Consider the following 11,954-nt stretch of genomic DNA (forward strand, 5'->3'; position numbering starts at 1 on the left):
CGCTCAGTCAATTCCGACGCCCTGCCAGTGCCAGTCGGTGATCACCGGCATGTCCTCGCCGTGGGTACGCACGTAGCGGGTGTGTTCGGCGAGGATGTTCTCGAGTTCCTCGCGGGCGTGCCCGGCGATCGGCCGGATCCGCTCGACGCGGTCGAGGACGTCGAGCGCGAGGTGGTAGCGGTCGATGCGGTTGAGCACGCACATGTCGAACGGTGTGGTGGTCGTGCCCTCCTCGATGTAGCCGTGGACGTGGAAGTTCTCGTGGTTGGTGCGCCGGTAGACGAGACGGTGGATCAGCCACGGATAGCCGTGGTAGGCGAAGACCACCGGCTTGTCGGTGGTGAACAGCGCGTCGAAGTGCGCGCCCGGCAGCCCGTGCGGGTGCGCCCGGTCGTCCTGCAGCCGCATGAGGTCGACGACGTTGACCACCCGGATCCGCAGGTCGGGGAAGCGGCGGTGCAGGATGTCGACGGCTGCGAGGGTTTCCATCGTGGGGATGTCGCCGGCGCAGGCGAGCACCACATCCGGTTCGACGTCGCGGTCGGTCGAGGCCCACTGCCAGATCCCGATGCCCTTGCGGCAGTGGGTCATCGCGTCGTCGATATCGAGGAACTGTACGGCCGGTTGCTTCCCGGCGACGATCACGTTGATGTACTGGCGGGTGCGCAAGCAATGATCGGCCACCGAAAGCAGGGTGTTGGCGTCCGGCGGCAGGTAGACGCGCACGACCTCGGGTTTCTTGTTGACGACGTGGTCGATGAATCCGGGATCCTGGTGCGAGAAGCCGTTGTGGTCCTGCCGCCACACGTGGGAGGTGAGCAGGTAGTTCAGCGACGGGATGGGGCGGCGCCAGCGGATCCGGTTCGTGGTGAGCAGCCATTTGGCGTGCTGGTTCACCATCGAGTCGACCAGGTGCGCGAAAGCCTCGTAGCTGGAGAACAATCCGTGCCGGCCGGTGAGCAGATACCCCTCGAGCCAGCCCTGGCAGGTGTGTTCGGACAGGATCTCCATGACGCGGCCGTCGGGGGCGACCCGGTCGTCACCCGGCTCGATGCGCGCGTTCCAGGTGCGGTCGGTGGCGTCGAGGACCGCGTCGAGGCGGTTGGAGTTGTTCTCGTCGGGCGCGAACATCCGGAAGTTCGTGGCGTTGCGCCGCATGACGTCGCGCAGGAAGGTGCCGAGGATGCGGGTGGCCTCGCCGGTGGCGGTGGCCGGTTCGGGAACGTCGACGGCGTAGTCGCGGAAGTCGGGCAAGATCAGATCCCGCAGCACCGCTCCCCCGTTGGCGTGCGGGTTGGCGCTCATCCGCCGGGTGCCACGGGGCGCGAGGTCGCGCAGGGCCGCGACGGGAACGCCGTCGTCGTCGAACAACTCCTTCGGCCGGTAGCTGCGCAGCCACTCCTCGAGGAGGCGGCGGTGCTCGTCGTTCCTGCGCGGATCACCGATCGGCACCTGGTGGGCGCGCCACGTGCCCTCGACCGGGGCGTCGTCGACCTCCACCGGGCCGGTCCAGCCCTTCGGGGACCGGAGCACGATCATCGGCCACGCCGGGCGGGTCGCGTTTCCCGAGCTGCGGGCGGTCTGCTGGATCTCGGAGATGCGGTCGAGCGCCGCGTCGAGGGCGGCGGCGAAGCGCCGATGCATGTCGGCGGGATGGTCGCCGGCGACGACGATCGGTTCGTGCCCGTAGCCACGCAGCAGCGAGATCAGTTCGTCCTCGCCGATGCGCGCGAGCACCGTCGGGTTGGCGATCTTGAAACCGTTGAGGTGCAGGATCGGCAGTACCGCGCCGTCGCGGCGCGGGTCGACGAATTTCGTCGAATGCCAGCTCGCGGCCAGCGGCCCCGTTTCGGCTTCGCCGTCGCCGACGATCGCGGCGACGATCAGATCGGGATTGTCGAAGGCGGCGCCGTAGGCATGCGAGAGGGAGTAGCCGAGTTCACCGCCCTCGTGGATCGATCCGGGGGTCTCGGGGGCGACGTGGCTGGGAATGCCGCCGGGGAACGAGAACTGGCGGAACAGGCGCCGCATGCCGTCCTCGTCGCGGGAGATATCCGGGTAGACCTCGCTGTAGGTGCCTTCGAGCCACGCCGCGGCCACCGGTCCGGGTCCGCCGTGACCGGGACCCATGACGTACATCATGTCCAGGTCGCGGGTGGTGATGGCGCGGTTGAGGTGCGCGTAGACGAAGTTCAATCCCGGTGTGGTGCCCCAGTGTCCGAGCAGCCGCGGTTTGATGTGTTCGGGCCGCAGCGGTTCGCGCAGCAGCGGATTGTCCATGAGGTAGATTTGGCCGACGGACAGATAGTTCGCGGCCCGCCACCACGCGTCGAGGGTGCCGAAGTCGGTGTCGGTGGTGGGGAGCTGCATCGTTCTCCTCGTCGTCGCTGATATCCGGCGCCGGCCAGGGCTTTCCCGCGAATGCGCATGCGGGGCCCGGCCTGCCGCGTACCCTCGCTCGGAACGGTACCCAATCGGGGAGGTACCCACTCCCGGTACCGACCGGAACGATCCGACACCGGAAGTCGAATGCGAATGCCCTGGGCCAGGACCGCACAGGAACGCACAGTCGATTACGAAGCACCGCAGCGGCGGGTGATCCATCCCGTTCGCAGGCCGCGCGGTGGGGGTGATCGGGCGCTCGTGGCGTTCGCACACCTGGTCACGGCGGTGGCCGGTGGCCGCGGATACTGGTTCGACGAGATGTACATGCTGGCCGTGGGCCGCAATCACCTCGACTGGGGGTCGGCCGACCAGCCGCCGGTCGCGCCGCTGATCGCATGGGTCGCCGAGGTGGTCGTGCCCGGGTCGGTCCTCGTGCTGCGGATACCGGCGATCGTGGCGACGGTGGCTGCGGTCGTGGTCGTCGCGCTGATCGCCCGCGAGCTGGGTGGTGATCGGCGTGGCGCTCGCCGCGCTCGTGCCGTCCGTCTCGGTGCCGATGTCCAACAGCGACGTCGGGGAACGGATCGCCGCGAGCACCGCGGGCGCGTACGAGGATCTGTCGGCGCACAGCCCAACCGCGCGTACGGCTATTTCCCTCTTCCCGACGAGTCGAGCACCGATGTGCTGTTCACCGGTGCCGACCCGTTCGACCTCGAACCGTATTTCACCGAGATCCGTGAGGTGCGCGGACCTGTGAGCGACGACATCGACGCCCGGGTGCGGCTGCTGACGGGAAGGACCACCGGGTGGCACGAGATCCGGCAGCAGATCCGCACACTCGACGTGGCGTGAGCTACGGCTGGGTGGCCTTCGCCTCGTTCTTCCGTTGCACCATCTCGCCGATCCAGGCCGGCGCGTACGGTGACGTGCAGCCCGGTGACGTCGGATAGTCCTTCAGCACCTCGAGGCGTTCGCCGATGTCGAGCGCGCGGGCCCGGTGGTCGGGGTGTTCGATGCCGACCTGCGCCAGGCACGTGTTCATCGCCCACTGCAATCGTTCGGGGGCGTCGCGCATCTGAGCGTCGATGATGTCGAGCAGGCCGGACAGGTCGAGGCCGTCGGCGTTCTTGACGACACGCTCGGCGGTGAGTGCCCAGCCTGCGCTCGCGACGATCGGATCTGGATCGGTCATCCATCGCCCGCGCAGCTCCTCCGCGTGCGGGTTCTTCTTCACGACGTAGTTCACGAACCAGTCGTGCACCTTCGGGGTGCCGGTCTCACGGACCATCGTGTCGAGTTCGTCGGCGGTGAACGCCTTCGGGCGGCAGATCAGCAGCGCGAGCAGCCGGGCGGCGGTGTCGCCGGTGGCCCAGAGTTGCTGCGCGAGCTCGTGCTGCGTCTTCACCCGCTTGGCGACGGCGCGCAGGGCGCTGAGGTTCACGCCGTGGTCGTCGCCGTGTTTCTCGTTCACCGCGCGGATCTTCGGATCGTCGAGTGCAGCGAGTTCGGTGAGCAACTCGTCGATGGTCGGAGCGTCCGTTTTCGTCTGTGCCACCGCGATCTCCTGTCCGTATGTCGGTCGCGCCTCAGCCTACGAGCGTCGGGCAACGGCCTGGGCTGGTTCCATCGTCGATTCGGGTGGGTTCGGCGTCGCTGAGTGGGATCGGATCCACCCGGATCCGTTCACAGGCCGAGTTGGGTGACCGCGTTGCCGACGAGACCGGCGTGGTGGCGGCTGTACAGCGCGACCATCCGTTCGTCCGCGTGTCCGGTCTGCGTCATGATCGTCTGTGTGGTCGCGCCGCCGCGCACCGCCTGGGTGACGAACCCGGCCCGCAGGCTGTGCCCGCCCAGGGTGGCGACGAGGTCGTCGCTGAATCCGGCGCGGCGGGCGCGGCGCTGGATCATCGAGTGCACGGACTGCCCCGACAGCGCGGTCGTCCCCACCGCGCCGCTGTGGTGCACCGGCCGGAACAGGGGCCGGTCGCCGTCCTGCGTGCGCCCGGCCGCCAGACCACGGCAGCAGTGCTCGGCCGGTTCGGCCGCGGCGGTACCGAGCAGGTCGACGACGGCCTCGCGTCCGGACTCGTCCCACGCGTCGAGCACCTCCCGCCAGCGTCGATAGGCACACACCGGACAGGTGTGCGGATCGGACCCGTACGGCAGGGTGACCGTGCGGCCGCGCGCACTGCGGTCGGTCTTGGACCGGCGGACCGTCACGTAGAGCCCGTCGGCGCGGTGCGGGACGACGTCGGAGACGACGAGCCCGGTGAGCTCCGAGCGGCGCAGCGCCCCGGCCAATCCCATGAGCAGCAGCGCCGCGTCGCGACGTTCGGCGACGCGTTCGGCCCACCCGCCGTCGGCCGCCTCGACGCGCATCGCGGAGAGGATGGTGCGGATGTCGTCGGTGAGCAGCGGGGTCCGGCGCGCCGGCGGGGTGGCCCGGTCGCGTCGGATGCCGCGCAGCAGGTCCCGGACCGATTCGTGCCCACCGGGTTTCGGTAGGCCCGCCAGGGCGTGCATCTTGTTGATGGTCGACACCCAGCGCGACAGCGTCGACGGCGCGTACGCCCAGCGTCCATCGGGGCGCACTTCGGCGGCCTTCTCGGTGAGGAACCAGCTCAGTTGCTCGGCGGTGGCCGGCATCGGACTGTGCCCGGTGCGTTCGCACCAGCGGGTGAAGATCGTCCAGTCGCCGATCTGGGCGGCGCGGGTGTTCTCCGAAGTCGCCTTCTCCCGCAGCCGCCGCATCGCGGTGGCGACCGTGTCCGGGACCGCGGGCCCCTCGGGACGGGGCAGATCCGGGCTGGTCACGGCGTGTTGATCCTCTGGACACGCAGGTCGCGGGCGAGATGATCGCGCTGTTCGATGACCAGGCGCCGCAGCGCGGCCGGGGCATCGGTGTGGGCCTCGAGCCAGGTGTCGACGGGTTCGAGGCTGTCGGCCGCGGGAAACAATCCGACGACGATGCGGCGGGCGATCTCGATGCTGCGGCTCGTCCACGTCTCACAGAGCACCGCGAAGTAATCGGTGTCGTAGGCGGAGATCAGGTCGCGGCGCTCCCCGGCGCGGAACCCGGCGATGGTCGCGTCGAGGTGGTCGTTGGTGAGGCTGTGGTCGGCGAGGATCGTCGCCCACGCGTGCGCCTTGACCTCGGCGCGCGGGCGAGAAGCGAGCGCGCGCAGGTGCGCGGTGCGTCCCGAGGCGGTGTCGTCGTTGCGCAGTTCCTCGTCGAGGTCGGCCTCGTCGGCGTCGCCGGTCGTGGTCAGCGCTGCCCACCAGCTCCATCGCAGGTCGGGGTCGAGGCGCAGGCCCTCCGGCGGTGCGAGGTTGCCGCACAGGATCGCTCGCAGGTCGGCGGCGTGCCGGTCGTCCACGCTCGCCGCGACACCGAGCGCGCGGGCGAATGCCAGCTGGGCGTCGCTGCCGGGTGCGACACCGTGCATTCCGTCCCAGACCGCGTCGAGCCAGCGACGCCGCGCATCGGTGCGCGCCGAGTCCGGCACATAGTGTTCGACGGCCTGGGCCGCGTTGGCAAGCACCGCGGTGAGCAGCGCGATGTCCGCCTCGTACGGGGCGAACCCGGCGGCCATCGACAGATAGCGGTCGACGGCGAGTTCCCCGTCGCGGGTCGCGTTCCACAGCGCCGACCACAGCAGTCCGCGCGCGAGCGGTTCGCGGACGCGGTCCAGGGAGGACTCGACCGTGTCGAGCGACCGCGTGTCGAGGCGAACCTTGGCGTAGGTGAGGTCGTCGTCGTTGAGCAGCACCAGCGCCGCCTCGGGCAGGTCGACGGGGGTGCGTTCGTCGGCGAGGTCGACCTCGACGCGGTGGGTGCGGACGAGGTCGCCGGAGTCGTCGGAGTCGTAGCAGCCGACGGCGAGGCGATGCGGGCGCGGATCGCCCTGCACGATCTCGTACCCGGTCCCGGACTCCTCGAGATGCAGGGTTGATACGCCGGTGGTCTGCAGCCACGCCTGCGCCCACGACGTCAGGTCGCGGCCGGAGGTGCTCGACAGTTCGACGAGCAGATCGTCGAGGGTGGTGTTGCCGAAGGCGTGCTTGCGGAAGTACCGGCGGGCACCTTCGAAGAAGGCGTCGCGGCCGACATAGGCCACGAGCTGCTTGAGCACGCTCGCGCCCTTGGCGTAGGTGATGCCGTCGAAGTTCAGCTTCGCGGCCTCGAGGTCGACGATGTCGGCGACGATCGGATGCGTCGTGGGCAGCTGGTCCTGCAGATACGCCCAGGCCTTGCGGCGGTTCGCGAAGGCCACCCACGCGTCGGTGAACTTGGTGGCCTCAGCGCTGGTGAAGGCGCCCATGAAATCGGCGAACGACTCCTTCAGCCACAGGTCGTCCCACCACTTCATGGTCACCAGATCGCCGAACCACATGTGGGCCATCTCGTGGAGGATCGTGTTCGCGCGACCCTGATGCTGGGCGGCGGTGGCGGCACCGCGGAAAACGTACGCCTCGGTGAAGGTGACGCAGCCGGGGTTCTCCATCGCGCCGAGGTTGTATTCGGGCACGAACACCTGGTCGTACTTGCCGAACGGATACGGATAGTCGAAGTGCTCGGTGTAGAAGTCCATGCCCTGCCGGGTGACCTCGACGATCTCGTCGGCGTCGAGATGCTCGGCGAGCGACGCGCGGCACAGCACTCCCAGTGGCACCGTCAGCTCGTCGCGGCTCCACGACGCGTCGACCCGGTGGTACGGGCCGGCGACGATCGCGGTGATGTAGGTGGAGATCGGCTGGGTCGGCGCGAACGTCACGGTCTGGGTGTCGTCGCGCTGCACCGTGCGCTCGGCGGCCTCGTTCGAGAGCACCTGCCAGCGGCGCGGGGCGGTGACCACGAAGGTGAACGGCGCCTTGAGATCCGGCTGTTCGAAGCACGCGAACACGCGACGGGCGTCGGCCGGTTCGTACTGGGTGTAGAGATAGGTTTCGCCGTCGACGGGGTCGACGAAGCGGTGCAGCCCCTCCCCCGACCGGCTGTACCGGCCGGTCGCGACGACGGTGACGACGTTGATCTCCTTCAGACCACCGATGGTGATCCGCGCGCCGTCGTAGACGACGGGCACGAGCTCACCGTTGATCGTCACCGACTCGACGGAGTCGCCGATGAAATCGAGCCAGGCCTCGTCGGTGGAGGCGGTGAATTCGAGCGTCGTGACCGTGGGGAATCCGGTGCGTCGGGCGTCGACGGCACCCCGCAGGTCGAGTTCGACGCGGTAGGAGTGCACGTCGAGTGCGCGGGCGCGCGCGGCGGTTTCGGCACGGGTCAGATTCGCGGAGCTCACGAGTCCCGATCCTGCCATCACGCGCCCGGACCCGACGGGATTAGCGGGTGTCAGGCACCGATCGCTTCGGCTGCCGGCGTGGCGGGGCGCCCGATGAGGCGTTCGAGATCTCCGCTGTCGGTGTCGAGCGCGCCGACGGCGATGCCCGCGTCGGAGTCGGCGAGCACGGCGGCGAACTGTGCGGGCACACCGGCGTTCTCGAGGATCGTCGCGTACCCCTCCTTCGGCAGATCCTTGTAGGTCACGGGTACGCCGACGATGTCGGAGAGGACCTCCGCCAGTTCGGTGTAGGTCAGTCGCTGACCGCCGAGTTCGTAGACGGCACCGGCGTGTCCCTCGGTCGTGAGGACCACGGCGGACGCTTCGGCGAAGTCCTTGCGGGCGGCCCCGGCGACGCGGCCTGTGCCGGCCGAACCGAACAGCGCCCCGGTGGCAGCGGCAGCGGCGACCGAGCTGTCGTAGTTCTCCCAGTACCAGCCGTTGCGCAGCAGGGCGTGGTCGATACCGGAGGCGGCGAGCAGTTCCTCGGTGGCCTTGTGTTCGCCGGCGAGGATCAGCGGGCTCGTCGCCGCGTTCAGGATCGAGGTGTAGGCGATGAACGCGACGCCGGTGGCCTGGGCGGCGTCGATGATGTTGGTGTGCTGGGGCAGTCGCTGCCCCACTTCGCTGCCGGAGACGAGAAGCAGCTTGTCGACACCGGCCAGCGCGTCGCGCAGGGACGCCGCATCGGCGTAGTCCGCAACACGGACCTGCACCCCGTCGGCCGCCAGGTCTGCGGCCTTCGCGGCGTCGCGCACGACGGCGACGATGTCGCCGGCGGCGATACCGCGGGTGCGGAGAGCGGTGATGGTCAGGCGGCCGAGGTGGCCGGCAGCTCCGGTGACAGCGATGGTCATGGGACTCCTCGAAGTGGTCGAGCGGGATCGGGAACGCCACCATTCCATCACTTACTTTTCGTAAGTGCAACCATTGGAGCCGGTACCCATCGTTCGCATAGCCGCCGTATACTCGGCATTCATGAGCACCGATCGCCTCCCCGAAGCCGACGTCTTCGCGCGCGAGTGCCCGTCGCGTCCGGTGCTGCAGAACATCACCGGGCGTTGGGGTGTGCTGGTGCTGGCGGCCCTCGTCGACGACACGCGCCGGTTCTCGGAACTGCGTCGCCGGGTCGACGGCGTGAGCGAACGCATGCTGTCGCAGACCCTGCAGACCCTCGAACGCGACGGCCTGATCCACCGCGCCGTCCTGGGGACGATCCCTCCGCATGTCGAGTACTCGCTCACCGACCTCGGACGCCGCATCACCGCGCCCCTGCTGACGCTCATCGACGTCGTGGAGGAGTCGATGCCCGAGATCGTCGCCGCGCAGGACGAGCACGACCGCACCCACTGATCCGGCGGCGCGAACCACACCCACCGGCATGGATGCGGCTGACAGAATGAAGCGGCCGGTCGCTCCGGCCGATGTCGCCCGCTGGAAGGACATCCACAATGGCGCACATCAATCTCGGTAAGCAGCACCCGGCCGCCTACAAGAACGTTCTGGCGTTGAACAAGGAGGTCGAGGAGGCCGTCTCGCAGGCCGGTCTCGATGCGAAGCTCGCCGAACTGGTGAAGATCCGCACGTCGCAGCTCAACGGATGCGCGTTCTGCCTGCGTATGCATACGCGCGACGCCCTGGAGAAGGGCGAGACCACCGCTCGTCTCGCGGTCGTCGCGGCCTGGTGGGAGTCGCAGTACTTCACCGACCAGGAGCGCGCCGCGCTCGCGCTGGCGGAAGAAGTCACACGCCCCATGGAACCCGGTCGTCACGAGTGGGACAACGGTGCACTCAGTGACGAGCAGGTTTCCGCGGTCACGTGGCTTGCGATCGTCATGAACGCGTGGAACCGCATCGCCGTTCGGAGCCACTACCCCGTCGCCACGTGACCCGCACCGGCCTCACGGCCCCTCTGGTCAGAAGTTGGTGAGGTTCGGGAAGAACAGCACCTGCCCGACGGTGATCCTGTTCGGATCAGCGATGTGATTGGCAGCCGCAATCATCGCGAACATCTCCGCGTTCCCGTAGTGGTCCTCCGCCAGAGCCCGCAGGGTATCGCCAGGGACGACGGTGTGCCGATAGTTGAGCCCCGGACGAATCAGCACGCGGCCGACCTCGACGTGGTCGGGGTCGGTGATGTGGTTCGGGAACGAGATCACCGGATACAGCTGCGCCTCGCCGTACCAGCGGCGTGCAAGCTCCCAGAGGGTCTCTCCCGCGACCACGGTGGTGCCCCACGTCCCCGAGTTCGGGAATCAGCAGTGAGCGGCCGACCTGGATGACATTCGGGTCGGCGATGTGGTTGGCCGCCGCGAGCACCGGGAACAGGGTCCCGTCGCCGTAGAAGTGTTGCGCCAATCCCGACAGTGTCTCGTCCGGTGCAACGGTGTGCCGTTCGGTGATGTACGGGATGAGCAGTTCCTGTCCGACGGTGATCTCGTCCGGATCGGTGATGCCGTTCGGAACGGCGATGACGGGGAACAGCGTCGCGTCACCGTAGAACCTCTGCGCCAACTTCGAGAGCGTGTCGCCTGCGACGACTTCGTATTTCGTAACCATGACCGTACCTCGGTGGTGTCGAGCGTCCGCGATCCGAATCGAATCGACGAAGATCATGGTGGTCACTAACGGCAGCAGGCACACGCGTAGCGCGCTACCCGAAATCACTACCGAGGAGTCCCTTCGACTACGTCGGTGGCAGCAGTGGTCAGCAGAGAGGAGTGCGGCACCAAACCCGCACGAGTGAGCGCGCTCATCACGATGCTCTCGATGTGTCGCCACCGGCTCGGTCGGTAGGTGCGCTCGGGACGGAAGGAGCTGTCGGTCATGGTCTGCCCTCATGCCCGTCGCGTACGGCACTCGGAACGTGTTCGACAAAGTTGGGGCACCGACGTCCGACGTACCCCGGGCTCCCTGAGCCTGGGCAGTGTGGCCGACATGTCCACCTGTGTCCGGTCGGTCGGGCGACCCGTCAGTGCCGGCTGGTGGATTCGTCGGTGACGAGGCGGTACAGCACGTACACCGCGAACCACGCGATGAGCACCGACGCGATCACGAGGGCGATCTCGTAGAAGAGGACCATATGCTCGATGCTACGACCCGCCGCGGCTACCTGCCTGTTATCACCGGAACTGTCCGCCGCGCCAGGTCGGCAGGTCGCGCGTTCCGAGAGCCACTTCGAGGGCCGCCTGTCCGGACAGTCGTGTCGAGTCCAGTACCGGTAACGGCGAGTCGGCCGGGGAGACCAACAGCGGGATCTCGGTGCACACCAGCGCAACCGCGTCGCATCCAGAGTCCGCGAGTCTGCCGATGAGGTCCACGAAGGACGTCCGGGTCTCGTCCCGGAAGATGCCGTGCACCAGTTCGTCGAAGATCGCCGCGTGTACCAGGTCCTGATCGTCGTGAACCGCGTTCCCAGAGATGCCGACGCGCCGGTGCCCGGCACGCTGCGCTGCGTCGGCCACGATGTCGATCAGGTGCAGCCCGGGAATCGTGAGTGGATCACCGGGTGCTTCGAGCGCGAGATGAGCGGTGTTGTCCGGGCACACGAAGAAGTCGCAGCCGGCCCAGGCCAGACGATCGACGCTGGTTGCAAGCATGGCGCGCACCGCTTCGTAATCCCCGCGCTCCCACGCGGGCATGCAGTGCTCGAAGGAGATGCAGTCCATGGTGACATCCGGATGCGCCGGATGCCCGAGACGGTTGCTGTGCTGACAGACCTCGCGCCAGCACAGCGAGGCACCTTCCCAGCTGTGGCCCAGGATTCCGACGTGTTTCATCCTTGTGCCCCCTCTGTCCTGCGCCTGTGGTCGCTCTCCGTGTGACGAGCGGGAGGGCGACCACGGCGGTGATAGATCAGGATCCGGATGACGATCCGGTCTCGATCAGCTGCGTGATGACGGCGACGAGAGCATCCGCAAGGAACATTGCTGCAGAGCCCATTCGATTACCTCTTCTCTTCGGTGTGCCGATACACGCTCAAGCGAGCTCAGACTGCCCAGCGCTGCAATGTGTTTCATTACATCCGCCGGCTGGAGCAGACATTCGACAACTCCCGCCCCGCACAGTCGGTGACCGGCGCCACAGTCGAGGGGCCCCTTCCTCAGCGGGCTTCCCGGTCCCCGATCCGGGGGGTGCACAGTTTTCGACCGTCGCCGGCAGCTGATCGTCATAAGTGGGGATTATGACGATCAGTACGCACACTCGATCACGGATGAGATCAAGCTG

The 11,954-nt window shown here is 68.1% G+C and carries 10 protein-coding genes; 3 read left to right on the plus strand and 7 right to left on the minus strand.

All coding sequences use genetic code 11. From position 1 onward, the window contains the following. Nucleotides 1-3 precede the first annotated feature (3 nt). The gene (locus tag ACQR3U_RS15875; RefSeq protein WP_230810857.1) at nt 4-2,370 is read right to left on the minus strand and encodes a phosphoketolase family protein; all 2,367 of its coding nucleotides are present in this window, start codon (nt 2,368-2,370) and stop codon (nt 4-6) included. Nucleotides 2,371-2,643: 273 nt separating this feature from the next. Between ACQR3U_RS15875 and ACQR3U_RS15880 the strand changes: the two genes are divergently transcribed. Then, nucleotides 2,644-3,237: a hypothetical protein gene (locus ACQR3U_RS15880; protein ID WP_230810858.1), complete on the plus strand. Its 594-nt coding sequence runs from the start codon at nt 2,644-2,646 to the stop codon at nt 3,235-3,237. Nucleotide 3,238: 1 nt separating this feature from the next. Here the strand turns inward: ACQR3U_RS15880 and ACQR3U_RS15885 are convergent, their stop codons facing one another. From ACQR3U_RS15885 to ACQR3U_RS15900, 4 genes are all read right to left on the minus strand, one after another. Continuing rightward, nucleotides 3,239-3,940, minus strand: coding sequence for a DNA alkylation repair protein (locus tag ACQR3U_RS15885; RefSeq protein WP_064851800.1), 702 nt, complete (start codon nt 3,938-3,940; stop codon nt 3,239-3,241). A 128-nt stretch (nt 3,941-4,068) separates the two neighbouring features. Next, nucleotides 4,069-5,199, minus strand: a complete 1,131-nt coding sequence (locus ACQR3U_RS15890) for a tyrosine-type recombinase/integrase (protein ID WP_039586108.1) — start codon at nt 5,197-5,199, stop codon at nt 4,069-4,071. Beyond that, the gene (gene pepN / locus ACQR3U_RS15895) at nt 5,196-7,688 is read right to left on the minus strand and encodes an aminopeptidase N (protein ID WP_230810859.1); all 2,493 of its coding nucleotides are present in this window, start codon (nt 7,686-7,688) and stop codon (nt 5,196-5,198) included. Before pepN ends, ACQR3U_RS15890 begins: the two co-directional genes overlap by 4 nt. A 50-nt stretch (nt 7,689-7,738) precedes the next feature. Further along, complete coding sequence (locus ACQR3U_RS15900; protein ID WP_230810860.1) at nt 7,739-8,584, minus strand: SDR family oxidoreductase; 846 nt, start codon at nt 8,582-8,584, stop codon at nt 7,739-7,741. Between the two features lie 121 nt (nt 8,585-8,705). On the opposite strand from ACQR3U_RS15900, the gene ACQR3U_RS15905 reads away from it, so the two are divergent. Then, complete coding sequence (locus ACQR3U_RS15905; RefSeq protein WP_230810861.1) at nt 8,706-9,080, plus strand: winged helix-turn-helix transcriptional regulator; 375 nt, start codon at nt 8,706-8,708, stop codon at nt 9,078-9,080. 98 nt (nt 9,081-9,178) lie between these two features. Next, nucleotides 9,179-9,616: a carboxymuconolactone decarboxylase family protein gene (locus tag ACQR3U_RS15910; protein WP_230810862.1), complete on the plus strand. Its 438-nt coding sequence runs from the start codon at nt 9,179-9,181 to the stop codon at nt 9,614-9,616. A gap of 27 nt (nt 9,617-9,643) precedes the next feature. Here ACQR3U_RS15910 and ACQR3U_RS15915 read toward each other — a convergent pair whose 3' ends face one another. Both ACQR3U_RS15915 and ACQR3U_RS15920 read right to left on the minus strand, forming a co-directional pair. Continuing rightward, a complete protein-coding gene (locus tag ACQR3U_RS15915; protein WP_230810863.1) occupies nt 9,644-9,952 on the minus strand; it encodes a LysM peptidoglycan-binding domain-containing protein in 309 nt (102 codons plus the stop codon). A gap of 897 nt (nt 9,953-10,849) precedes the next feature. Next, nucleotides 10,850-11,506: an aspartate/glutamate racemase family protein gene (locus tag ACQR3U_RS15920; RefSeq protein WP_230810864.1), complete on the minus strand. Its 657-nt coding sequence runs from the start codon at nt 11,504-11,506 to the stop codon at nt 10,850-10,852. Nucleotides 11,507-11,954: the final 448 nt, after the last annotated feature.

It is taken from the genome of Rhodococcus sp. IEGM1339, assembly GCF_050321925.1.
Classification (GTDB): domain Bacteria; phylum Actinomycetota; class Actinomycetes; order Mycobacteriales; family Mycobacteriaceae; genus Rhodococcus; species Rhodococcus pyridinivorans.

Excerpts from the sequence above, each read along its gene's own strand:
- ACQR3U_RS15875 (WP_230810857.1), bottom strand. The coding sequence starts at position 2,370 with ATGCAGCTCCCCACCACCGACACCGACTTCGGCACCCTCGACGCGTGG.
- ACQR3U_RS15900 (WP_230810860.1), bottom strand. The coding sequence starts at position 8,584 with ATGACCATCGCTGTCACCGGAGCTGCCGGCCACCTCGGCCGCCTGACC.
- ACQR3U_RS15905 (WP_230810861.1), top strand. The coding sequence starts at position 8,706 with ATGAGCACCGATCGCCTCCCCGAAGCCGACGTCTTCGCGCGCGAGTGC.
- ACQR3U_RS15910 (WP_230810862.1), top strand. The coding sequence starts at position 9,179 with ATGGCGCACATCAATCTCGGTAAGCAGCACCCGGCCGCCTACAAGAAC.
- ACQR3U_RS15920 (WP_230810864.1), bottom strand. The coding sequence starts at position 11,506 with ATGAAACACGTCGGAATCCTGGGCCACAGCTGGGAAGGTGCCTCGCTG.